Source organism: Flavobacterium sp. NPDC079362 (genome assembly GCF_050267765.1).
Taxonomy (GTDB): domain Bacteria; phylum Bacteroidota; class Bacteroidia; order Flavobacteriales; family Flavobacteriaceae; genus Flavobacterium; species Flavobacterium azizsancarii.
In genome coordinates this window covers 178,245-202,682 of record NZ_JBNNFM010000005.1, presented here as the reverse complement: position 1 = coordinate 202,682, position 24,438 = coordinate 178,245, and the positions used below count along the sequence as shown (strand labels likewise).

25 protein-coding genes are annotated in these 24,438 nt (G+C 33.0%); 14 read left to right on the top strand and 11 right to left on the bottom strand.

The window, feature by feature from the left end; genetic code table 11:
* Positions 1-10 precede the first annotated feature (10 nt).
* Together ACQKCJ_RS07410 and ACQKCJ_RS07405 are read left to right on the top strand one after the other, a co-directional pair.
* Positions 11-1,090 carry an HlyD family secretion protein gene (locus ACQKCJ_RS07410; protein WP_271334326.1) on the top strand — a complete coding sequence of 360 codons (1,080 nt, stop codon included), beginning with the start codon at positions 11-13 and terminating at the stop codon, positions 1,088-1,090.
* 4 nt (positions 1,091-1,094) lie between these two features.
* Complete coding sequence (locus ACQKCJ_RS07405) at positions 1,095-2,681, top strand: MDR family MFS transporter (RefSeq protein WP_271334327.1); 1,587 nt, start codon at positions 1,095-1,097, stop codon at positions 2,679-2,681.
* 397 nt (positions 2,682-3,078) lie between these two features.
* Here the strand turns inward: ACQKCJ_RS07405 and yaaA are convergent, their stop codons facing one another.
* A complete protein-coding gene (gene yaaA / locus ACQKCJ_RS07400; RefSeq protein ID WP_271334328.1) occupies positions 3,079-3,837 on the bottom strand; it encodes a peroxide stress protein YaaA in 759 nt (252 codons plus the stop codon).
* 341 nt (positions 3,838-4,178) lie between these two features.
* Here yaaA and ACQKCJ_RS07395 point away from each other — a divergent pair, with 341 nt between their 5' ends.
* The 3 genes from ACQKCJ_RS07395 to ACQKCJ_RS07385 are packed head-to-tail and all read left to right on the top strand — an operon-like array spanning position 4,179 to position 6,999.
* On the top strand, positions 4,179-5,609 hold the full coding sequence (locus ACQKCJ_RS07395; RefSeq protein ID WP_271334329.1) for a CCA tRNA nucleotidyltransferase: 1,431 nt from the start codon (positions 4,179-4,181) through the stop codon (positions 5,607-5,609).
* A complete protein-coding gene (locus tag ACQKCJ_RS07390) occupies positions 5,609-5,977 on the top strand; it encodes a hypothetical protein (RefSeq protein ID WP_427401694.1) in 369 nt (122 codons plus the stop codon). The genes ACQKCJ_RS07395 and ACQKCJ_RS07390 overlap by 1 nt, the downstream gene beginning before the upstream one ends.
* Positions 5,974-6,999, top strand: coding sequence for a COX15/CtaA family protein (locus tag ACQKCJ_RS07385; RefSeq protein ID WP_271334330.1), 1,026 nt, complete (start codon positions 5,974-5,976; stop codon positions 6,997-6,999). The genes ACQKCJ_RS07390 and ACQKCJ_RS07385 overlap by 4 nt, the downstream gene beginning before the upstream one ends.
* A gap of 196 nt (positions 7,000-7,195) precedes the next feature.
* Here ACQKCJ_RS07385 and ACQKCJ_RS07380 read toward each other — a convergent pair whose 3' ends face one another.
* The 9 genes from ACQKCJ_RS07380 to ACQKCJ_RS07340 all read right to left on the bottom strand — a co-directional run bounded on the left by ACQKCJ_RS07380 (position 7,196) and on the right by ACQKCJ_RS07340 (position 14,292).
* Positions 7,196-7,963: a LytR/AlgR family response regulator transcription factor gene (locus ACQKCJ_RS07380; RefSeq protein WP_271334331.1), complete on the bottom strand. Its 768-nt coding sequence runs from the start codon at positions 7,961-7,963 to the stop codon at positions 7,196-7,198.
* A gap of 37 nt (positions 7,964-8,000) precedes the next feature.
* Positions 8,001-8,369, bottom strand: coding sequence for a 2TM domain-containing protein (locus tag ACQKCJ_RS07375; RefSeq protein WP_271334332.1), 369 nt, complete (start codon positions 8,367-8,369; stop codon positions 8,001-8,003).
* A 17-nt stretch (positions 8,370-8,386) separates the two neighbouring features.
* Complete coding sequence (locus ACQKCJ_RS07370) at positions 8,387-8,704, bottom strand: 2TM domain-containing protein (protein WP_271334333.1); 318 nt, start codon at positions 8,702-8,704, stop codon at positions 8,387-8,389.
* A complete protein-coding gene (locus ACQKCJ_RS07365; protein ID WP_271334334.1) occupies positions 8,695-9,024 on the bottom strand; it encodes a 2TM domain-containing protein in 330 nt (109 codons plus the stop codon). The genes ACQKCJ_RS07370 and ACQKCJ_RS07365 overlap by 10 nt, the downstream gene beginning before the upstream one ends.
* 2 nt (positions 9,025-9,026) lie before the next feature.
* On the bottom strand, positions 9,027-9,329 hold the full coding sequence (locus ACQKCJ_RS07360; protein WP_271334335.1) for a 2TM domain-containing protein: 303 nt from the start codon (positions 9,327-9,329) through the stop codon (positions 9,027-9,029).
* Positions 9,330-9,331: 2 nt separating this feature from the next.
* The gene (locus tag ACQKCJ_RS07355) at positions 9,332-10,693 is read right to left on the bottom strand and encodes a histidine kinase (RefSeq protein WP_271334336.1); all 1,362 of its coding nucleotides are present in this window, start codon (positions 10,691-10,693) and stop codon (positions 9,332-9,334) included.
* A 21-nt stretch (positions 10,694-10,714) separates the two neighbouring features.
* Positions 10,715-11,338, bottom strand: a complete 624-nt coding sequence (locus tag ACQKCJ_RS07350; RefSeq protein ID WP_427401693.1) for a hypothetical protein — start codon at positions 11,336-11,338, stop codon at positions 10,715-10,717.
* A 45-nt stretch (positions 11,339-11,383) separates the two neighbouring features.
* Positions 11,384-11,791, bottom strand: a complete 408-nt coding sequence (locus ACQKCJ_RS07345) for a DUF2141 domain-containing protein (RefSeq protein ID WP_271334338.1) — start codon at positions 11,789-11,791, stop codon at positions 11,384-11,386.
* A gap of 341 nt (positions 11,792-12,132) precedes the next feature.
* A complete protein-coding gene (locus ACQKCJ_RS07340) occupies positions 12,133-14,292 on the bottom strand; it encodes a TonB-dependent receptor (RefSeq protein WP_427401692.1) in 2,160 nt (719 codons plus the stop codon).
* Positions 14,293-14,429: 137 nt separating this feature from the next.
* Here ACQKCJ_RS07340 and ACQKCJ_RS07335 point away from each other — a divergent pair, with 137 nt between their 5' ends.
* The 9 genes from ACQKCJ_RS07335 to ACQKCJ_RS07295 all read left to right on the top strand — a co-directional run bounded on the left by ACQKCJ_RS07335 (position 14,430) and on the right by ACQKCJ_RS07295 (position 23,228).
* The gene (locus ACQKCJ_RS07335; protein ID WP_271334340.1) at positions 14,430-14,888 is read left to right on the top strand and encodes a DinB family protein; all 459 of its coding nucleotides are present in this window, start codon (positions 14,430-14,432) and stop codon (positions 14,886-14,888) included.
* Positions 14,889-14,919: 31 nt separating this feature from the next.
* Positions 14,920-15,486, top strand: coding sequence for a sugar O-acetyltransferase (locus ACQKCJ_RS07330; protein WP_427401691.1), 567 nt, complete (start codon positions 14,920-14,922; stop codon positions 15,484-15,486).
* 7 nt (positions 15,487-15,493) lie between these two features.
* Positions 15,494-15,883, top strand: a complete 390-nt coding sequence (gloA2, locus tag ACQKCJ_RS07325; protein WP_271334342.1) for an SMU1112c/YaeR family gloxylase I-like metalloprotein — start codon at positions 15,494-15,496, stop codon at positions 15,881-15,883.
* 331 nt (positions 15,884-16,214) lie between these two features.
* The gene (locus tag ACQKCJ_RS07320; RefSeq protein ID WP_271334343.1) at positions 16,215-17,528 is read left to right on the top strand and encodes a chloride channel protein; all 1,314 of its coding nucleotides are present in this window, start codon (positions 16,215-16,217) and stop codon (positions 17,526-17,528) included.
* A gap of 3 nt (positions 17,529-17,531) precedes the next feature.
* A complete protein-coding gene (locus tag ACQKCJ_RS07315) occupies positions 17,532-18,131 on the top strand; it encodes an HPP family protein (RefSeq protein WP_271334344.1) in 600 nt (199 codons plus the stop codon).
* Between the two features lie 257 nt (positions 18,132-18,388).
* The gene (locus tag ACQKCJ_RS07310; protein WP_271334345.1) at positions 18,389-18,928 is read left to right on the top strand and encodes an IS1096 element passenger TnpR family protein; all 540 of its coding nucleotides are present in this window, start codon (positions 18,389-18,391) and stop codon (positions 18,926-18,928) included.
* 99 nt (positions 18,929-19,027) lie between these two features.
* A complete protein-coding gene (locus tag ACQKCJ_RS07305) occupies positions 19,028-19,387 on the top strand; it encodes a four helix bundle protein (RefSeq protein WP_271334346.1) in 360 nt (119 codons plus the stop codon).
* A 153-nt stretch (positions 19,388-19,540) separates the two neighbouring features.
* Positions 19,541-20,599, top strand: coding sequence for a nucleoid-associated protein (locus tag ACQKCJ_RS07300; RefSeq protein ID WP_072963648.1), 1,059 nt, complete (start codon positions 19,541-19,543; stop codon positions 20,597-20,599).
* Between the two features lie 259 nt (positions 20,600-20,858).
* Positions 20,859-23,228 (top strand): GAF domain-containing protein, encoded by a 2,370-nt coding sequence (locus ACQKCJ_RS07295; protein WP_271334347.1) that lies wholly within the window; start codon positions 20,859-20,861, stop codon positions 23,226-23,228.
* A 12-nt stretch (positions 23,229-23,240) separates the two neighbouring features.
* Here ACQKCJ_RS07295 and ACQKCJ_RS07290 read toward each other — a convergent pair whose 3' ends face one another.
* A complete protein-coding gene (locus ACQKCJ_RS07290) occupies positions 23,241-24,422 on the bottom strand; it encodes a Pycsar system effector family protein (RefSeq protein ID WP_271334348.1) in 1,182 nt (393 codons plus the stop codon).
* Between the last annotated feature and the right edge of the window lie 16 nt (positions 24,423-24,438).

The following is a 24,438-nucleotide window of genomic DNA, read 5'->3' as shown; positions in this document are numbered from 1 at the left end:
GATAGCTCTCATGGAAAAGAAAAAAACAAATACTAAATTCATCATTATACTAACCGTGTTGGTTTTAGTGGGCGGAACATACGGAATAACAAAATACTTACACTCCCAAGCTCACGAAGAAACAGATGATGCTCAAATCGAGAAAAAAATGAATCCAATTATTCCTAGAGTATCTGGATATATTAGTAAGGTGTATGTAAAAGATAATGACTTTGTAAAAAAAGGAGATACTTTATTTACTATCGACAAAAGAGATTACCAATTAAAAATCGACGAAGCTAACGCTGCTTTGCTAGGTGCTGAAGGTCAATACGAAGCTGCAAAAGCTGATATTGGTAGCGCAAATGCAAACATATCAGTTTCTGATGCGAATATGAGATCTGCAACTGGTTCTATCGAAAGTGCGAAAATTAGATTAAGACAAATTACAAACGATTATAACCGTTACAATAATTTGTACAAAACACATACGATTACAAAACAACAATACGAGCAGGCTTTATCTTCAAAAGAAGAAGCAGAGAATCAAGTACGTGTTTTAGAACAACAACAAAGAGCAAGTTCTTACCAAAAATCTGTAATTCAATCGAAATCTAAAGTTTCTGACAAACAGACTGAAGTTGCTGCTGCAAATATCAAAAGAGCCAAAACAATGTTGGATGTTGCTCACTTAAACTTAACCTATACTGTTGTAACTGCAGCAATTGACGGTCAGGTTTCTAAAGTTGACATTCAGCCTGGACAATTGGTTCAACCTGGACAATCTTTGTTCTATATCATCAATAATAATGAAGCGTGGGTTGTAGCTAACTTTAAAGAAACTCAATTGAACAAAATGATTGTGGGACAAAAAGTAAGCTTAAAAGTAGATGCTTACCCTAACTACGAATTCAAAGGAACTTTAACTTCTTTCTCTCCTGCAACAGGATCACGTTTTTCATTGTTACCTCCTGATAACGCAACGGGTAACTTCGTAAAAACAATTCAGAGATTACCGGTAAAAATTAGTTTGGATGAATCGAATGATCCTGAAAAAGTAAAATTACTAAGACCAGGTATGAATGTTGACGTAGACGTACATTTAAAATAATATAATGACAGCAGTACAAGGAGATGATGATTTAGTAGAATACGGTTATAGACGTGTGATTATTACGATTACTGCAGTACTTTGTGCACTGTTGGAAATTGTAGATACCACGATTGTAAACGTAGCACTAACAGACATGCGAGGTAGCCTTGGTGCTACTTTGACTGATGTGGCTTGGGTAATTACAGCATACGCAATTGCGAATGTTATTGTAATTCCGATGACGAGTTGGCTTTCGCAGCAATTTGGAAGACGTAATTATTTTGTGGCTTCTATCATACTATTTACAGTCTGTTCCTTTTTATGCGGAAATGCCACTAATATCTGGGAACTGGTAGCTTTTAGGTTCGTACAAGGTATGGGAGGAGGAGCTTTATTAGTAACAGCTCAAACTATTATTACCGAAAGTTACCCTATAGCAAAACGTGGTATGGCACAGGCTATTTACGGAATGGGTGTAATTGTTGGTCCAACCTTAGGTCCGCCTTTGGGAGGTTATTTAGTAGATAATTACTCCTGGCCTTATATCTTTTATATCAATATTCCGTTAGGAATTATTGCAACTATTCTGGCACTTACTTTCGTAAGAAGCCCAAAATATGGAGAAAAATTAAAAGCAAACCAGGTAGACTGGTGGGGAATTATACTTTTGGCTTCTTTTATTGGATCACTGCAATTCGTTCTCGAACATGGTCAACAAGATGATTGGTTCAATGATTCGCTTATTGTAACCTTAAGTGTTGTTACGGTTCTTGGATTGGTATTATTTATATGGAGGGAGCTTACTTATAAATATCCAATCGTAAACCTGAGTGTTTTAAAAGATGGGAATTTAAGAATTGGAACAGTAATGTGTTTTATTCTTGGTTTCGGTTTATACGGATCAACTTTAATTATCCCAATTTATACGCAATCTGTTTTAGGATGGACAGCGACTGATGCCGGATTATTATTGATTCCGGGTTCGATCACAACAGCGATCATGATGCCATTTGTTGGTAATATGATTCAAAAAGGTGTTCCGCAAGGTTATATGGTTGGAGTTGGATTTTTAGTATTCTTCTTTTTTACCTTTATGATGCAGACACGTATGACTCCTGATACTGGAGTTGAACATATGTACTGGCCTTTGATTTTAAGAGGAATTGGATTGGGATTACTATTTGTACCTATCACAACGCTTTCGCTTTCTACATTAAAAGGAAAACATATTGGTGAAGGAGCTGCTTTTACCGGTATGATGAGACAATTAGGAGGATCATTTGGTATTGCGATTATCACGACATTTATAACTCGTTTTAGTCAGGAACACAGAGTGAATTTGATTAATAATTTAGATCCTACAAACCACCAGGTTCAGGAACGCATCATAGGAATGCAAAGAGCTTTTGAATCAAAAGGCTATAGTTCAGATGTAGCATTACAAAAAGCGTATCAGGCTATAGATTATGCCGTTTTAAAACAAAGTACAGTAATGTCATACATTGATATTTTCATGTACCTAGGAATCATGTTTTTATGCTGTATTCCGATTATATTTTTCATTAAAAAAGGAAAAAACAAGATTAATCCTGCTGATGCAATGCATTAATAATAATTATTTATAATACGAAAAAGCCGGGCTATTTATTTAGTCCGGCTTTTTTATTTAACATAATTGGAATAATTCGGCTAAAGCCAATTTTAGATTTTATTAATTTCCTCCAGCTAAAGCTGGTGTCTATTCAATTTTAAACTGAAACAATTACAAACCTATGAACCTTTGTTTCTTTGAACCTTTGTACCTCAAATCAAAAGGATTAAAATCCCTCCCTACAATATAGTTCGAGTCTCCGACTCTCTTACAAAAAAACTTAGAATCTTAGCAACTTAGAGACTTAGCATCTTTTAAAAAAAAATCCCTCCCTACAATATAGTCCGAGTCTCCGACTCTCTTGCAAAAAACTTAGAACCTGAGCAACTTAGAGACTTAGCACCTCAAAAAAAACCTATCTTGTAAAAACCAAATGATTTCCTTCTGAAAGATTAGCATCAAAATGATATCCCTCATAATCGAAACCTTTTAAGTCATCAATTGTTTCTGCATTCGTATCGATAATATAACGGACCATCATACCTCTTGCCTTTTTGGCAAAGAAACTGATGATCTTAAGTTTCCCATCTTTATAATCTTTAAAATCCGGAGTAATTACAGGAACTTTTAAGGCTTTTACATCTACAGCCGAAAAATATTCATTACTGGCTAAATTCACAAACAACTCTCCTTTTTCAAGTTCTTTATTTAAAGCTTTAGTAACGGTTGGTTTCCAGAATTCATGCAGATTCTTGTATTCGCCAATTGGCAATTTTGTTCCCATTTCTAAGCGGTACGCCTGCATCAAATCTAATGGTTTTAAAACACCATAAAGTCCGGATAAAATTCTAAGTTTATTTTGTAAGACCTCTAACTTTTCAAGCGGAATTGTATACGCATCTAAACCTGTATAAACATCTCCATCAAAAGTATAAATTGCCGGACGTGCATTATCAGGCGTAAAAGGCGTTTTCCAATCCTGATTTCTTTTCCAGTTTAAATCTGCTAATTTATCTGAGATAGACATTAATTCAGATAGTTCAGACGGTTTTTTTTCTTTTAAAACTTTATGAACCTGACGCGCTTCTTTTAAGAAAGCAGGTTCTGTATATTGGGTAGTTGGTAATTCTTTTTCGAAATTTAAAGACTTCGCCGGCGATATAACAATTTTCATGTGTGCGTTTTTATAGAATTCAAAAATACAAATTGAATTTCTAAAAAGATATTATTGCAATTGATTTGTTTGATAACGGTATCAATGTTTTTTTTGCCACGAATTACACGAATTATCACTAATTAGATTCAATCGAATTAAGTTTACAAAAATAAAATTCGCGGAAATTCGTGCAATTCGTGGCAACCATTTTTCTGATTGATAAAATTCTCCACCTCAAACTGTGAATTTATTCAAAAAAGTGGACTATAGATTATAATAGGCATTTTCTATGTTGTAAATTTGCACACGTTTCATTCTTCTTAAAGAATAGAAATGTATTATTTAAAATTAGTGAATTCGTGGCTATACAAACAAACTATAAAGCAGCATTACAACATAAAATCTTCGAAGTTATTTCGAAAGCATCTCAGGAACTTAACGTCGACAGTTACGTAATTGGCGGATTTGTTCGGGATTTGCTTTTAAATCGGGGTTCTAAAAAAGACATTGATGTTGTTGCCGTTGGTAGCGGTATCGAATTGGCACTTAAGGTTTCTGAATTACTTCCAAAAAAACCAAAAGTACAAGTTTTCAAGACTTACGGAACAGCAATGTTGCGTTTTGAAGACACTGACATTGAATTTGTTGGCGCCCGAAAAGAATCTTACAATTTTGAGAGCCGAAATCCTATCGTCGAAAACGGAACTCTTGAAGACGATCAAAATCGTCGTGATTTCACGATTAATGCATTGGCACTATCATTGAACGAAAAAACGTTTGGCGATCTTTCTGATCCTTTTAATGGTTTGGCTGATTTAGAAAATAAAACAATCAAAACACCTTTAGATCCCAGCATTACTTATTCTGATGATCCTTTGAGAATGTTGCGTGCTATTCGTTTTGCCAATCAGTTAGGTTTCGAAATCGAGAAAAATTCTCTTGATGCAATTACCAAAAATGCTGAGAGAATCAATATTATTTCCGGAGAACGCATTGTTGATGAACTGAATAAGATTCTATCTACTGATAAACCTTCTATAGGTTTTTTACTTTTATATCAAACCGGGCTTTTAGATATTATTTTACCAGAGTTAACAGCGCTTAATCAGGTGGAAGAAATTGAAGGTCACACTCATAAAAACAACTTTTATCACTCACTTGAAGTAGTCGATAATATTTGCCCCAATACAGATGACGTCTGGTTGCGCTGGTCGGCTTTGTTGCATGATATTGGAAAAGCACCAACCAAACGTTTCAACAAGAAACAGGGATGGACTTTTCACGGACATGAATTTCTTGGCGGAAAAATGGCAAAGAAAATATTCGAGCGTTTGCATATGCCTTTGAATCACAAAATGAAATTTGTGCAAAAAATGGTTATTATGAGTTCTCGCCCTATTGTTTTGGCACAGGATATTGTGACAGACAGTGCGGTGCGTCGTTTGGTTTTTGATGCAGGCGAAGATGTCGAGGATTTAATGACTTTGTGCGAAGCAGATATTACAACCAAGAATCCATCGAAGTTTAAGAAATATCATAAGAACTTTGAAATCGTTCGAAAGAAAATTGTAGAAGTTGAGGAACGCGATCATGTGCGTAATTTTCAACCACCAATTTCCGGTGAAGAAATTATGGAATTGTTTGATTTAAAACCTTCACGAGAAATCGGAATGTTAAAAGAAGCTGTAAAAGAAGCCATTTTAGAAGGTGATATTCCTAATGAATATCAGGCTGCATATGATTTTATTATTAAAAGAGCAGAAAAGTTAAACTTAATACCTAAAAAATAATGGATCTATTAGTGGCTATTTTTTCTATTATTTTAATATTAATAGTTTTAGTAACTAATATTATTTTTATTAGAAAAATCAATAGAACTAAAAGTAGTAATTATAAATATAAAATCTTCTTTTTTTTAATCAGTATTGCTTCCATATCTGCTATAATGATTATAGGTGCAATATTTCAAAATACAGTTCTAATTGATTATTTTAAAATAACAATGGATATTAAAAGCTATCAATATAGAATAATAGTCATGACAGTGATCTTAATTATCAATATTATAGCAAACTTTACTTTATTAAAACTTTATTTAAAAAGAATAGGAAAAAGCAAAAACAAAATTAACGAGATCGAATTAATTGGAATAGAATGAAAAAAGAGAATAAATCAGTGATCATTTGGTTACTATCAGGTTGTGTTTTATTATTTTTAATGGTTGTTGTTGGCGGAATTACCCGTTTGACAAATTCAGGTTTATCAATGACGGATTGGCATTTGGTAACAGATACTTTCCCGCCTTTGACGGATGCAAAATGGAATGAGGCTTTTGAACAATACAAGAAGTTTCCTGAGTACCAAAAAATCAATATTCACAATGATTTTCAATTAGCCGATTATAAATTTATTTACTTCTGGGAGTGGTTTCACCGTTTTATTGGTAGAATCATCGGGTTGGTTTTCTTTGTCCCTTTTGTTTATTTCTTAATCAGAAAGAAATTAGATAAATCTACCATCAAAAAATGCATCGTTCTTTTGGCAATGGGAGGTTTTCAGGGTTTTCTGGGTTGGTTTATGGTTCGCAGCGGATTAATCGACAATCCTGATGTAAGTCATTTCAGACTTTCATTGCACCTTACTTTTGCCTTTATCACTTTTGCTTATACTTTATGGGTGGCGCTGGATTTAATTTATCCGGAAAGAACAATTACTAAAGTAATTCCACTTCGAAATATTGCACGATTTGCTTTGGTGGCACTATTAATCCAAATTATTTATGGCGGATTTGTGGCGGGTTTAAATGCGGGATTAATCCACAATCATTGGCCATTAATGAGCGACGGAGAATTTATACACGATTCTGTTTTTATTGAACAGCCTACTTTAATCAAAAACTTAATCGAAGGAAAAAGCGGTGTCCAGTTCGTGCACAGGACTTTTGCTTATGTTGTTGTTGCTTTCATTTTGTTTTTATATTACAAAAGCACAAAATTTTCGCTTACTCGAATGCAAACTAATTCGGTAAAAACTTTGGTTGTTTTTGTATTTATTCAATTTGCATTAGGGGTTTTTACGCTTTTATACAGCGTTCCTCTGGCTTTAGGATTAATTCATCAGATTATGGCTTTCTTCCTCTTAAGTGCCATGACTTTTACATTGCACAGATTGAGCAAGTAGATAACAAACTTTTATATAAAAAAACCTTCGGACGAAGGTTTTTTTATGTTTTTTTACGAACCTAAACCGTATTGAACTTAAACCGGATTAAAATCCGGCCCGATAAAATAGATCGAGCCGATGGTTCTTTAATATTGGATTGAATTCCTGAAGAATGACAAATATTGTATCTATGGATTTTAATTATAAGAACTTTTTAACTCAGCCAATTTTTAAAATCCTGTACTTTTTCGCGGCTTACAATTACTTCATCTTCTTTATAAGTTGGTAAAATTACTTTAAGTCTGGAGTTCGTATACACCTGAATTTCTTTTATTGCCGTAAGCGGAACAATAAATTTTCGGTTTACACGAAAGAAATTTTTTTTATCTAATTCCTGTTCTAAAATTTCTAAAGTCGCATCGATCAGATAATTTCTATTATCGAAAGTATGAATATAAGTGCCTTTATTTTCACTAAAAAAACATTCGATTTCGTCTGTTGTAATTACTTTTAAATGTTGCCCAATTTTAACGGTAAATCGTTTCTTGTAAATCTTTTCGAAAGGATTTGACAACATTTGGCGAATTTGCTCGAAGTCAAGCTGAAGATTTTGATTTCCCGGATTTACTTTCGGAATTCGGGTTTTGAATTTAGTAACTGCAACTTCTAAATCATCTTCGTCAATAGGTTTTAAAAGATAATCGATACTATTAAGTTTAAAAGCTTTCAACGCATATTCATCGTATGCTGTTGTAAAGATAATAGCACTTTGAATATCTATCTTTTCGAAAATTTCAAACGACAAGCCATCTGATAACTGAATATCCAGAAAAATCAGATCCGGATGCTGATTATTAGCAAACCAATGAATTGATTCTTCTACAGAATGCAGCATGGTTGCTACAGAAATATCTAACTTTTCGAGTTTTCGCTGCAATAATCTTGCTGCCGGTTTTTCGTCTTCTATTATTAATGTGGTCATTTAATACGATGCAAAAATTGAAAATTTTAATTTAAAGTTACTCCCATTTATTCTTATTCTGAGCTTCTTTCTCCATATATTTATGGATTTTCTTTTGCTCCCAATCTTTACTAAAAAAGACATCAGGACCAAATACGCTGAAGGCATGAATTAATAAAGCAATTCCCCAATAAAATGCTGTAGAATAGATTTCCCAATTTCTCAAACCTCTTATTTCAAAATGATTTCCTATATAACCTCTACTCAAGCTTGAAATAATGATAAAGGCATTCACTATGATATAAACCTTCAAGTGCGAATAAAAACCTTTAATCCTTTTCACTTTTCTATATGCATTATTATAATTTTCGTCTGTACTAAATTCATGTCTGTAATCATCGTACATGCGTCGTCTAAATCGTCCCATTTTTTATAATGTATAAATTATTGCCATTTATTTTTATTCAATTTTTCTTTCTCCATGAATTCTTTGATTTTTCTTTCTTCCCAATCTTTTCCCAGAACCGGGAATACTTCAGAAACCTTCAATCCATGAAAAACAACTCCAAATCCCCACCACATCAGGGGCCAGTAAAACCATAAGTGTTCTGGCGAAGTATATAAATTGATAAAAATCAAAACTACATTTACAGCGATAAATGCCGTCAGGTTTCCATAAAATCCCTTGATACTCTCCACTTTCTTTTTAGCCAGGTAGTATTTATCCTCTTCATTATAATTTACATCCATGATTACTCCCATTTTTGTTTTTTTATTTTTTTCTCTAAAATACTTTTCAACTTACGTTCTTCCCATTCTTCTCCAAAAATCCTGAACGATACAAATATGTCAATCGCAGAAACTAAGAAAAAAACGGTCCAGACTATCATTACAAACAGATTAATATGTTTTAAAGGAAAGAAATTAAAGGGAACTCCAAAATACTCCTTCAAAATAAAAAAAATCACTCCTACGATATAGACAAACATGTGCGAATAAAAAGCTTTCAGTTTAACTACTTTTTTGCTTGCCATTTTTTGAAGTTCAAAATCTTCCTGCTCCTTATAAAAATTAGTTTCCATAATTATTCCCAGGTTTGCTTGTTATTCTCTTTTTCTAAAATTTCCCTGATTTTTCGTTCTTCCCATTCTTTATTAAAAAATGGCGAATATTTAAAAGCTTTTAATCCATGCAATACAATAGCCATTCCCCATCCCAACAAACACCATATAAAATAAAGAAAACCAGGCGAAGTCATAAGATTTACCACTATTACAATAGGATTACAAAGAAGATAAACAGTCAAATGCTGATAAAATTTCTTGATTTCTTCTACTTTTTTTTGTGCCTGAAAATAACGTTCCGCTTCCGTATAATTTGTTTCCATAACTATTTCCAGGTTTGTTTGTTATTTTCTTTCTGTAAAATCTCTCTGATTTTTCGTTCTTCCCAATCTGAGCTGTAACCAAAAACTTTAAAGGCATGCATTACTACTCCAAATCCCCAGCCTAAAGCCGAAAACCAAAACCACTGAAAGCCCGGTGAAAACCTTAAATTTATAAATACCAAAAACGGAATCACACAAACATATGAGATAACATTTCCGTAAAAACCTTTTAGTTCTTCTACCCTTTTTTTAGCTCTGAAATAAGCTTTATTTTCATCTGTATTATATTCTGCATTTGTTTCCATAACTGCAACTTGTTTCGTTAGAATTGGAATCTTAACCGTAAAGTTTTTATCATTTTGCTCTATCAGTACTTTTCTATTGGTTATAATTCCGTATCGATTTACAATATTCTGCAAGCCAACTCCCTGCCTGTCCTGCAAAACTTCTTTTTTCTGAAAATCATTTTGTATCGCCAAATAATCCCCCTCAATAAAAATTCTGATATGCAACGGTTTTTGTTCACTTACAACATTATGTTTTACCGTATTCTCTAATAAAAGCTGCAATGATAACGGAACCACTTTTGCATCCGGATTTATATTTGTTGTTGGCAATTCGTAAAACAAACTATTTTCGAAACGCATTTTTAACAAATTCATATACGTTTTCGCGAATGACAATTCATCTTCAACCGAAACCAGTTCTTTGTCTTTTTGCTCTAAAACGTAACGATAAATTTTAGACAATGAAGTGGTGAAACGTTGCGCATTTTCCGGATTTTCTTCGATTAAGGAGCTTAAAACATTTAAACTGTTAAAAAGAAAATGCGGATCAATCTGATTTTTTAAACTTTCGAATTTAGCATTAGCCGTTCCTGCAATTATTTTTTGTTGTGTTATTTCAAATTTCGAAGCCCTTTTCCATTGTACCATAAAACTTCTGGCCTGCATGAAAGTCGAAACTCCTAAAGCCAGCATGATATAAAACAGGTGTATCCAGATCATTCTTTCGCTAAAGAATTTATCTAAAGGCAGATTCTGAAGATAAACAAAAATGTAATAATTGATTCCTAATACTACCGGGACCGTGTACAAAACAGTAACCAGAATACCGTAATAGACCCTTAAATTGGTTTGTTGCAGCCAATCCCATTTTTTATCCAGCAGCACATTAATATACCCATTGCCAAAACCTACCAGAAAAGAATACAAACAGCTTATAAAAAAGGTAATAAGAACGTTTTGAATGTTTAAGTCTTTTCCTAAACAAGCAGAAAATATTATTGTAAAGATCACAGAAATTTTGAAGGATACCATTGTTCCACTTTTCAAATCTGCATATGTACTTCTATGATCTTTCATTATAATCCGCTTATATTAATTTTATTTTTTACAGTTTTTTTGAGTTTCCAAAGCTCTGTCTAATCCCCATTTTGGAGAAAAAGGCGTTTCTGGCTTAAAAGTAGCAAAAAGTTCAACAGCTTTATCAACTTGCACACAAAGTGGCTTTGTATCAACCCCTGTCCATTTTGCGCCACCCAACTGATAATCAGCCTCACCAAAAACGATTCTCGGATTATTTGGGTCTATTGCTTTTCCTTTTGCATAAGCTTCCATTACTTTAGCCGAATATTTCATTCCGTTTGTCATTGGCTCTGCGACCACCCAAGCCGTATATATCAAAGCCTGCATCGCATATAACTCGGCATTATTTTGATCTTTTATCAATTCAACATCCAATGCGTCTTGCGCTTTAGTCAATAACAAATCAATCTTTGTTTTATCTTTTTCAGTAAAAGCCGATGTAGTATTAATAAGTGCTACATAATAATTTGGCAAATAACTTGTTTTTTCTGCCGCTGCAATTCTTTCAAACATTGCCGAAGCTTCTGTGTTTTTCCCTTCTTTCCAAAGCCCAAAAGCTTTTCCCATTCCTTGTTCAAATTGTGTTTGTGCAGAACTTATTACTACTACAAGCAGTGTAGCCAAAGTGATGATTTTTTTCATTTTTTAAGTAATTTTAATGGTTATTTTTAAGTGGTTAGTTATTATTTACAATATAATTTCAATTTTCGAATCTTTGTTGACAACAAATTTGGCATCTTTATAAGCAGGAGGCCCCATAAATCCTTTGGCATTGTTTGAAGCGGCATAATCTTCAGAAGGTATCCCCATCATATTTTTATCAAGTTTTCCGTTATTGTTTTCATCGTGATACGTCGAAATTGCATATTCTCCGGCAGGAATACCTTCAAATGTTACGATAACTTCGTTGTTTTTAATTTTCGAAGCCACACTTTTATAAATAGTTTTAAGAAATGTTTCATCTGAATTGTACAATCCTACCTTCACCATTCCGGTATTATTTTTTAAGCCTGAAACCGAAACAGTAAGATTTACATTTTGAGCAGACATTAAACTACAGATAAATAATGTGATTATTGTAATAATTTTGGTCATGAGTTCTTTTTTTTTAAGTTATTAAGGTTCTGAGTTGATAAGTCTTTAAGTTTTTTTGATGATTAAAACTCTGATTGTAATTTTGAGTCTCTAAATTTTTAAGGTGCTAATTATCTAAGTTTTTTTCTTAGTGTCTTAGCAACTTAGCCCCTTTATTATTTATACTTCAAAAGTACTTTGGTTTTTATTGTTATAAAATTAATTGATACTGAGTTGTTGATTTTTGCGACTGAATTGTTTTTTTAAAGGTTCTGAGGTTCTGAGTTGCTAAGGTTCTAAGTTTTTCACTTAACAACTCAGCAATAAAAACTCTGCAACTAAGAACCTTAGCAACTTAGCAACTATAAATTCTTCAATTGATTCTCATTCTTATTATCACTGATCGTCCAGAAGAAACCTACGAAGAAAAATCTGTCTGCGGTTGGTACAACAGCTTGTCTTTGGTAAACTCCGCTTGGATCAGGTAATTTTGCATAATCATACCCAAAAACGTTTTGAGCTCCTAATACATTCGAAACAGAAAAATAAAGAATCTTTTGAGTTGTTAATAAATATGCCCAGTTAAAACTCAAACTATTGTAAGACTTCGTTTTTCCGTTCATGAATTGTGTCTGGTTCGGATCATTATACGGGCGACCAGAACTAAAACTATTTGTGAAGCCTATTTGTGATTTCCAATCCGTGATGAAATATTTTGTTACAATCGACAAACTGTGATTGGCAATAAAGTTAGGAGTTGCCATGGTTGGAAAATTCTTGTATTGTCTTTCGGAATCGATATAAGAATAAGAAATCCAATATTCTAAGTTTTTATACAAATTGCTGTCTCTCCAGAACAAGTCCAATCCTTTTGCATAACCTGAACCATTATTATTGAAAACTGAATTGTAATGAATATCCTTTGTATCATATTGAACCAGATTGCTGTAATCCTTATAATAAGCTTCGGCCCTAAAAGTCTGACCTGGTTTTGTAAACTGATAATTCAGGATATAATGCCTTGCTTTTTCACTTTCGAACTGGTGATATTTAGAATATTTAATATAATCAACCACGGGAGTTTGAGAAAAATCTCCGTAAGCAAACGAAAACTGGCTGCTTTTAGAAACCTTGTAAGCCATCGAAGCCCTAGGTGCAATATTAGTTTCATCCAGTAAACTATTATTCGAAAGGCGGAAACCAACTTTTAATGCCAGCTTTTTCGAGAACAAAATATCTCCTTCTGTATAAAAAGCAGCAATATTAGAGTCGTAACCGTTTGAAGCTTTTATTGAAATATTATCATTAAAATTTTCATTGTATTTCGTGATAAAATAATCAGCCCCAAAAGACAATTTAAAATAGTTCGAGATGTTTTTTCTTAATTTCAATTTAAGCTGAGCAGCATTTTCGTTACTATCAACATCATTGATATCATATTTTATTTTGTTATTGCTATAACCGTAACTCACTCCCGATGTAATTTGCCAGCCGGTTCCAAAATCGCCTTTATAAGAACCATTAAAATAAAAGTTATTATTATTTAAATCCGTCCTGATTGGATTTACAAAATTTACATTTTTCTGATTCAAATCGAATTTTTCAGCATCAAAAGCAGCATACAATTTAAAAATTCCTCGTTCAAAATGATAGCGGTACACAGCTTCTCCTCCCAAAGATTGGTAAGGATTATTCCAATCTACATTTTGAGGAATCACCGCCTGATAAGGCGCCAAATTTACATAACTGGTATTGATACTAAATGAACTTTTTTTCCATTTTTGCGTGTTTCCAATTCCTAAACCAACAGTCATTAAAGAAATATCGGTTTTATTCTGGTCTGGTTCATCCTGCGTATTCAACAATAAAACACTTGACAAAGCTTCGCCATATTCAGCAGAATAACCTCCGGTTGAGAACGCAATTCCGCTAAACAAAAAAGGCGAAAATCTGCTTCGGGTTGGCAAATTATTTGTTGTTGCACCATAAGGCTGCGCTACACGAAGTCCGTCTACAAAAGTTTGCGTTTCGCTGGCTTCTCCCCCACGAACAAACAAACGTCCGTCTTCACCTACTGTTTGTGTTCCCGGTAAAGTTTGCAAAGCGGCAATAATATTTCCGGCAGATCCGGCAGTCGTAACAATATCTAAAGGTTTTAATACCGAAACCCTCGCTTTATCTCCGGATTCTAATGTTCCGGCAGTAATTACAACAGCATCAAGTGCATTGACGTTCTCTCTTAATTTTACAGTTTGATCTTTGTAATTCGTAACATCAATTTCTTTTTTGAATGTATCATAAAGTAAAAAGCTTATCACTAAAACCTGGTTTCCTGTTGCCGTTGTTTCAAAAGAAAAATCACCTGTTTCAGAACTTGTCGCTCCGTCATAAGTCCCATCAATATAAACATTTGCACCAGGAACAGGTTTCCCTTTTTGATCTGTTACTTTACCGGAAATCGTGTTTTGGGCAAAAATAAGAGAAGTAAATAATAATAAGATTAAAGTAAAATTGGTTTTCATTTCATTGGTTTTATGAGGCAAATATATTTTAACAGTTTTAGTTAAAAAATATTAAATAACCCAATTGTAGAATTTTGAGGATGAGTTGTAAAATACTTATTTGTATATTAGCTTTTGAGTTTTAAAAACGATCGATTATGTCAGAAAGTAAAAGAATTTCGAATCTATATCAATCCATTTATAATGGAAATCCATGGCTGGAAGTTAACTTGACAAATACATTAGAAAATGTAACTGCAGAGCAGGCTTACAGAAAAATAAACCCTAATCTTAATACCATTTGGGAAATTGTAAACCATCTCATTCAATGGAGAAGAAACATTTTAAGGCGCGTTGAAGGAGAAGTAGTTACAGCACCTGATCATAATTATTTTGTTCCTGTATTAGATCCTTCAGAAGCAGCATGGGAACAATCTCTTCAAAATTTGGCAAAATCACAAGAATCATGGAATACCTTTTTTGAAGATTTTGATGATGCCGATTTAGAAAAAATATATGTAAATAATGAGCATACATATTATGAGCACATTCACGGAATTATTCAGCATGATGTCTATCATCTGGGACAGATTGTTATTTTGAAGAAGTTGCTTTAAGACAAAAGACCGAAAAAAATATAATGCACTTATGAATACTGAAAAAGAAAAAATGATTGCGGGAGAATATTATCTTGCCGGCGATCTCGTTTTAGTTAAGGAACGCCGAAAAGCTAAAAATCTTCTCCACCGTTTAAACGTAACGGAATATCGTTTGACAAAAAAAGCAAAAGAAATTCTAACTGAATTAATCCCTAATACGGGAAAGAGTTTTTATATAGAACCCCCATTTCATTGTGATTACGGTTATAATATTTTTTGCGGTGACAACGTTTATTTTAATGTAAATTGTGTTGTTCTGGATTGTGCTCCTGTAAATATTGGATCGAATGTATTTTTTGCTCCCAATGTTCAAATTTACACAGCAACTCATCCACTTGACGCCGAATTAAGAAAAACACTCGAGAATGCATTACCCATTTCGATTGGAGACGATTGCTGGATTGGCGGGAATTCTGTTATTTGCCCTGGAGTAACTATCGGAAAAGGATGTGTGATTGGCGCAGGATCTGTTGTTACCAAAGACATTCCGGACAATTCATTAGCAGTTGGAAATCCGGCAAAAGTCATTAGAAAATTAAATCAAGAACCCCAATAAATTAAAAATGCTTACCTTAAATAAAGTTCACCATATTGCCATTCTGTGTTCTGATTATCAAAAATCTAAAACTTTCTATACAGAAGTTCTGGGTTTAACGATTATTAGGGAAATCTATCGCGAAGAACGTCAATCCTACAAACTCGATTTAGCCTTGAATGGTTCTTATATAGTAGAGTTATTTTCTTTCCCTAATCCGCCACAACGTCCGTCAAGACCTGAAGCTGTTGGTTTACGTCATTTGGCTTTTGAAGTAATTAATCTTGAAGAAACAATTGCTTTTTTAAACACAAAAAAAATCGAGTCAGAACCTATCCGAATTGATGAAACGACTGAAAAGCGATTTACTTTTATCGCTGATCCTGATTTGTTGCCTATTGAGTTTTATGAGCGATAAATTTTTGGCACGAAGGCACTAAGACACAAAGTTTAATTTTCAAATTAATGATTAAAACCAAATGTTTTCATTTCGACCGGAAGGAGACTGTAACGCTACAAAGATTGGCGATTTATACATGAGCAGAATGGCACACGGATGACACGGATTCGCAAGCGAAAACGCTGATAATCGCGGATTTTTATTTTTTTTCAATCTGTTTTTTTGCGACTTAGTACCTTTGTGGCGTCTTTTCTTGTTGAAAGAATTATCTCTCATAACAACTTTTAACACAATATATTGAGTGTTTTTCATTAAAAACCGAATTTGATTATCTAATTTTGTAATCCGCATGAAAATATTGCGATTTCAAAATCCACATCTGATGAACAAAACGGCGAAAATCAAAAAAAATCATCAATTTATTGTCCTTCAAAAATTAGTTATTGTTTCTGTTCTAATTGGCTTTTTATCCGCCTTTTTAGGAATCTCACTCAAAAAAATCACGGAATATTACGAAGAAATCTTCTTTCATGAAGTCACGGTAAATCCTGTTTTTTATATTGTTTTCCCGGTTTTCGGCTTATCTGTTATTTATTTCCTGAGACAATATTTATTTAAGAAAAAAGAAAACAAAGGCATTAAAGAAGTTTTTGAAAGCACAAAATCAACTTCAAAAAACTTACCTTCTTATAAAATTCCATCACACTTCATCAACGGATTATTGACTGTTGCTTTTGGAGGCTCAACCGGAATCGAAGTTTCTACCGTTGTTGCTACCGCCACAATTGGATCTGTTGCCCAACAAAAAGAAAACGTATTTCGTAAATATAAAACCGAATTAATTTGTGCCGGAGTCGCAGCCGGAGTTACAGCTTTATTCAGCAGCCCAATTGCAGGAATTTTATTTGCCCTTGAAGTTATTTCCCGAAAAGTAACACGTGCTTTTATCATATCGAATATTATTGCTGTTTCAGTTGCTTTTGGATTACTTTCTATTTTAAAAGAAGAACCTTTGTTTGCCGTTTCAATCACGACCTGGCATTTAAAAGCGATTCCGTATTTTATTCTTTTAGGAATTTTAGCCGGAATGAATTCCGTTTACTTGACACGTTGTGTATTGTTTTTTAAATCTCAATTTGGAAAAATCGATACACATTATTATAAAATCCTTATTGGCTCTGTTGTTTTAAGTATTTCCTTATTTATATTCCCACAATTATATGGTGAAGGATATCACGCTATTAAAGGCATTTTTAGTAATTCAGCTGAAATTCCGTTAACGTTAACTTTGGCGTTTACTTTTGTTGGCGTTTTATTACTAAAACCAATTGTAACTTCTATAACATTAGCTTCAGGAGGCGACGGTGGTGTTTTTGCACCAAGTCTTTTTATTGGAGCCTTTCTGGGATTATTACTGGCATCTGTTTTAAATACCTTTTTTCACGTACATGTAATTCCGGTTAACTTTATGATTATCGGAATGGCTGCTGTCTTAAGTGCGAGTATTCATGCTCCTTTTACAGCAATATTTTTAGTATGCGGATTAACAAATGATTATACTTTATTTTTACCGATTTTGGTGGTTTGCCTAATTTCAAAATATACAGCAAAACTCATTTATCCTTATACAGTCTATTCTTATTCTCCAAGTTTAATAAAATAAAAAATGCCAGTTCAAAAAATAAAAAGAGGTTATCGCAAAACCCGTTACATTCTTTACAAAGAAACTTTAGTTAATTATAAAGAACATTTTTGGTCATTTTTAGGATCATTTGTCGGCATCGGAATTTTGGCTTATTTTGAATCTATACATTTTGCAGGCCCGGACGTTGTTTATTTAATTGGTTCTTTTGGGGCTTCGAGTGTTTTAATTTATGGTATTATTCAAAGTCCGTTCTCGCAACCCCGAAATTTAATTGGCGGTCATTTAATTTCAGCATTTATAGGTGTTACAGTAAATAAATTAGTTCCGGATATTGTCTGGATTGCGGCTCCTTTGGCAGTTTCTCTTTCGATTATTTTTATGCAAATTACCAAAACCCTGCATCCGCCCGGAGGTGCGACAGCTCTTATTGCTGTTACAGCTTCAAAGCAAATAAAAGATCTGGGGTATATGTACGTGATTTCACCCGTTTTGGTTGGTGTTCTGATTTTATTTGTAACGGCTTTAATTTTTAATAATATGACTTCCAGCAGAACTTATCCGAGTCATAGTACGTATCACAAACATTATCACAAAATTAGAAAAAGACTGGTTGGGAGGTAAATTTTAAACCAAATACAGGTGTCATCCTGAGGACTAATTTCTTTCAAAAAAGAAATATAAATGACGGATTCTTTGGGTGTCATCCTGAGCGGAGTCGAAGGGCGCAACAATTGGAACGTAGGCTTCGACTCCGCTCAGCCTGACAATCGGAATGTGCTCAACCTGACAACTAAAAAATCTTTTCAACAAATCGTAATTCACAATTCGTATTTCGTTTTTAATATTTTACCTTTGACCTTTCAATAAAAACAAAGATTATGGTTTATAAATTTAGAGTAATTCTAGACGCCGAAGAAGATATTTTTAGAGACATTGCAATTCTTGAAGATGATACTCTTGAAGATTTACACAATGCTATCTTCAACGCTTTTGGTTTTGACGGAATGGAAGTAGCTTCGTTTTATACCTGCGATGAAACTTGGAATCAGGAAGATGAAATTGCACTTTTTGATACTGGCGATGTTCCCGGTGAACAAAGAACCATGAGCGATTATAAATTATCTGATCTCTTAGACGAGGAAAACACCAAGATTATCTACGTATACGACTTCATTAATATGTGGACATTCTTAGTTGAATTGGCTGCTATCGAAGATCAGATTGCAGGAGTTCCTTATCCTGAAACATTATTCTCTCACGGAGAAATGCCTGATGAAGCCATAGAAAAAAGTTTTGAAGCCGATATGCATGACGATATCTACGGCGAATTCGAAGATGACTTAGACGAAGATGATCTTGATATGTTCGAAGGCGATGATAGCTTTGAAGATTTTGGGTTGGAAGAGAATTGGAATTAGTTTTTTGAGGTTCCAAGGTTCAGAGTTGCTAAGGCTCTAAGTTTTTTATATTGAAGCTTTTTTCTTATATTTATTTTTAATACATAAAAATAAATATAAATGAGCAATTTTAGAACTCTTCTTATTTGGCAAAAGTCAATGGCCTTAATTACCAAAATCTACCTTATAACAAACAAATTTCCAAAAGAAGAAATCTTCGGATTGACTTCCCAAATCAAACGTTGCTCTATTTCAATTCCTAGCAATATTGCTGAAGGATCAGGACGAGAAAGCAATAAAGATTTTTTACGCTTTTTAAATATTTCAATAGGTTCTTTATTTGAAATGCAAACTCAATTAGAAATTGCTAAAAATATAACCTATCTTAACGAAGAAGAATTTAATAATTTATATGAGGACAGTCGCGAAGTAGAAAGAATGTTGGTTTCGTTTATTAAGAAATTAAAAGATAGAAACTAAAAAACTCAGAACCTTAGCAACTTAGAGACTCAGCAACTCAAAATATGAGGACAGTCGCGAAGCAAAGAGAATATTAGTTTCCGTTTATTTAATTAAAATACAGAAACTAAAAACTTAGAACCTTAGCAACTTAGAACCTCAGCACCTTTAAATATGATCAACTTATTCAACACCCACATCGAGACGCTTGCGATACACCGCGTAGGAAACAAAAGCAGAAACGAAGCGATTTTTTTATCGGAACAACCATTTAATTTAAATGATGAAATTGTGCCTTTGATAAAAGAGTACTTCTTTAAGCCTTTTAGAGAGAAAGAAGAAAACTATTATCAGTTTGCTCATGAAGTCGATTTGGATTACAACGACATGTTTAAATATGCTTCGGAGATTTTTGACAATCCGAATAATTTGCAGGAGGTTTCAAAAAGAATCACTACACATTTATTCGAGCAGTCAAATCACCCGCACATTAAAAACGGAGAGGTTTATGTAACGTATTTAACGAACCTTAGTATTGACAATAATGTAGTTGATGCTATCGGGATTTTTAAAAGTGAATTACAAGCAGACTTTTTACAATTTGAAGAAAAAAATAGTAACCTTGAAATGATCCTGCAACAAGGAATCAACCTAAGCAAATTAGATAAAGGTTGTTTGATTTTTAATTATAAAAAAGACGAAGGATACAAAATTCTAACTGTTGATAGTAACCGTTATGACGCGCGTTATTGGTTAGAGCATTTTTTATCTGTTGATGCTTTTGAAGATGAAAACTTTATCACCAAAAAATACTTGAAATTCTGTCAAAACTTTGCAAAAGATGTTGTTTTGCCGGCAGAAGACAAAAAAGAAGAGGTTATGTTTATGAACAGATCTGTGAATTATTTCGCAAAAAATGATCAGTTTGAAGAACAAAACTTCCTGAATGAAGTATTAGACAATCCAGACTTGATTCCTGAATTCAAAAATTATAAAGTTGATAAAGGAGAAAAATACAGCATCGAAGATGTAACCTCATTCCCTATCGCCAACGCAGCAGTTTCTGACGCTAGAAAATCGATTAAAAACGTTATTAACCTGGATACGCACATTCAGATTAAAATGGATTTCATCAACCCTGAAAGTGCAGAAAAATTTGTTGAAAAAGGCTGGGATGAAGAAAAACAAATGTATTACTATTTAGTTTACTTCAATAAAGAAGAAAAAAGCTAGTAGTTATTCATTTTCTATTACTTACTTAAGACAAAAAACGGCAACTACATTCATTTGTAATTGCCGTTTTTTTATTTTAATTCATACTTAATTCATCGTTTTATGCTTTATCAAAGTAAATAATTAGTCAAAATAATTCATCTTCCTGAAAAGACTGATTTAAAGCGATTAAAATCTATGGAACTATAAGCGAAAGAAATAATAAATTGGTGTACATTCTTAATATTTGCTTAATTTTGTAGTTAAAAAAAAACGGAACATGGATATTCATTTATATAAAGAAAGTCCCTTTACAACTATAATTTCATTTCATAAATTAATTGAAACGCTAGAAGAAATTGCTTTATCAAATGTTGATTACCGAGCCAACTACGCCACAGCCTTATTAAAACAAATAGAACCAATTCCTGAATTTAGAACTGGTATCCAGGATTTTTCGATTATTAAAAACAATGAAGCTTTAATTAAAAATTTATTAGCAGATTTGTTTCCGACTGCTTTAACTAATAATGAAATTAAAGCGGTTACGATTCCTTTTCAAAATATATCGTTTAATTATACAGATCGTTTCAAAAAAATCCTTCGCAATGCCGGAGATGAATTCTATATGGAAATTCGTGATTTCGACGATCATCAATTTTATATTAATAACTGTTGTCTAATTTTAGGCGTGTATTACAAACAAAAAATAGATTTCAACAAACCTTTTTTCTATGATATTCCGGATGAAGACGGGGTCGAAAAACACTATCGTATTCTATACAATGCAGATTTCATGGAAATTATTCCAAATGAAAACTCTCTTGATCTTACTCAGGATGATATTGATTTATTAATGGATAATTATGGAGATATTGAACTTTGGAAATCGAAATTCCCACCTGGAAGCTGGACTTTAAAAGGATTCGGAATTGTTTCTTTATTTGATGCAACGACTGAAAGTGCCATTTCTAATTTAAAAAGCAATTTACTCAAACCAGATGCTCAATCAGTGGCAACTGATGAAATAGTGACCAATATTTTTAAATCAATATTTAAAATTCCTGATCTAAAAGTAGGCTTTATCATCTATAATCCTGAAGAAGAAAAATTCATCAGACCCATAAAATTCGACAATCAGCTTCAGAGTTTCCTGCTTTCAAAAGATCAGGAAGTCGATTGCAAAAATGCTTTCTTCGGATGTTCATTTGAGAATTTATTAGATAATAAAGAACCTTTTATAATTTCTAACGTAAATAAATTCATTGAACAATCATCTAATAAAAAACTTGGCGAACATTTACTAAAACAAGGCATTCAGAGTTGTGTTTTTGCACCTGTTATCAAAGACGATCATTTATTAGGGATTGTTGAATTGGTTTCTAAAAATGTAATGGACTTAAATAGTGTCAACGCGACAAAACTCGAATTGGTACTTCCCTACTTAACAGATACAATCGATCGCTATAATACAGATATGCAGCATCAGATTGCATCTATTATTCAGCGTGAATACACGACAATTCATCCAAGTGTATATTGGAAATTCAAAAAAGAATCCCAAAATTATTTTCAGAATGCAAACCATACCAAAGATTATATTTTTAAAGAAATAGTCTTTAAAAATGTGTATCCTTTATATGGCCAAATCGACATCAAAGGCTCTTCTGAACATAGAAACGAAACGGTTAAAAAAGATCTTAAAAATCAATTAACAGCTCTATTAAAGATTTTCGAATCTCAGGATCCTAATACGAACTTAGTACTTCTGGAGCAAAGAAAATTTGAATTGGAATCTTTTCGAAATGATTTAGATTCTCCTTTAAAAGCAGATACAGAACAGTATATTCAACGTTATATCGAAGAAGAGATTCATCCTCTTTTAAAGAACACACCCGAAACTCAAAAGAGTAAAAAACTAGAGCGTCAGTATTTTGAAAGTCTTGACGAAAAAAGCGGCTTATTTTATCAGGAAAGAAAGAAATTTGATAATGCAATGTCTATTATCAATAAAAGACTGGCGACTATTTTAGATAAAAAGCAAATCGAAGCACAACAAATTTATCCACACTATTATGAGCGTTTTAAAACCGATGGTGTTGAGCATAATTTATATATAGGAGCCTCTATTGCGCCTACAAAACCTTTTGATATCATGTATTTGCACAACTTGCGTTTGTGGCAATTGCAGACTTTATGCGAAATGGAACTGGAGCATCATCAACTTAAGGAATCTTTGCCGTATGAGTTGGATGTAACTTCATTGATTTTGGTATTTAGTGCTGCGCTTTCGATCCGTTTTAGAATGGACGAAAAACGTTTTGATGTTGACGGAACTTATAATGCCCGATATGAAGTGGTAAAAAAACGTATTGACAAATCGAATATTAAAGGCACAAAAGAGCGTATTACAGAAAAAGAAAAGATTACGATTGTCTACTCTCAAAATAGCGAAGAGGCAGAATATCTAAAATACATCAAATATCTGCAGCACAAAAAAATCCTTGAACCATCAATTGAACAATTTGAGGTTGAAGATCTTCAGGGTGTTTCAGGCTTGAGGGCCATTCGTGTAAAAGTGATTAACAACAATACAAATCCGGTAAAACAAAAAATTACTTATCAGGACTTATTAGATGAGCTTAACTAATTATAGTTAAGCTTATTGAATAGTTTTAAATGCGATTACAAAAGCAACAACCGTCACAATGATTCCAATCATGAAAAAGTTGTAAGCAATACGCAATAAATTATATTTACGCTGTAGCACTAATCCCAGATAATATAAATCCTTGATCATGGTTGAGTATAAATAATCCCGATCTTTCATCATTTCATTCATTGCCCAGTCATACTCTTCTAAAGGCATTTTGTAGAAATTCCCAAAAAATAATAAATTTATCTTTTTAGCCTCGATATCTTCTCGGGTAAAAACTCCCGTCGTAACTTTTGGTCTTGTCGAAAGAATCGCAAAGATGATAGTAACGACACTAGAAATTAACATTATAAATGTTGGGATCACCAAATGCGCATTCTTCGGACTGTCTAATTTTGGAATAATAGATGAAAGTGCGATCGAAATAATAATTGCATTTACAGACAATAAAATATTCGCTTTACTATCAGCAATTCCGCTTAATCGCGTATGATTTCCCAGAGTAACACGAAACAAAGTATCTACGCCACGATCCGGTTTCTCTATTTTATCTTTCTTTTTATTTTCGTCTTCGATTTTATCTGCCGCTTTCTTTTGTTGCTTTTCAATTTTCTTTTGCACAAGTAGTAAGTTTTTCTCTTTTAAAGGTTGCCATTTTCTCAAGGCATAATCAGTATAGAACCGATGTTTGTTCATTAAAAAGTTTAAATTTTCTTTCGCCCATTCTGAATTCGAAAAATTTAAGTTCCAGGTATTTTTTAATTCAATACGCAATAACTCACAAGTAGTTGCATATTCATTTCCCATAAGGTGCGCAAAATCAGCATCTTTAATTATTTTTTCTAAATGAGTTTTTGGAATATACTCTTTTACCGTGGCCATAATTAAACTGGAAACGGTTGCAATAAACTCATCAGATTGCTCTTTTTCTTTCAAAAAAGCTGTTGCAATTTTCACACTTTCTTCTTCATGATTTTCATAACCTTCTACATATCCGGTGTCATGAAACCAAGCCGCAACAAGAAGCTTTTCTTTATCATTTTCTTTAACATCTTCTTTTTTACAGAGCTCTTTTACGGCATTTACTACCGATAAAGTATGGTTAAAATTATGATAAGAATATAAATTAGAAAGTTTATCTTTGAGTAAATTACTGACGAAATCTTCGGATTGTTCTATTAAATTCATAGAGAATATTTTTACA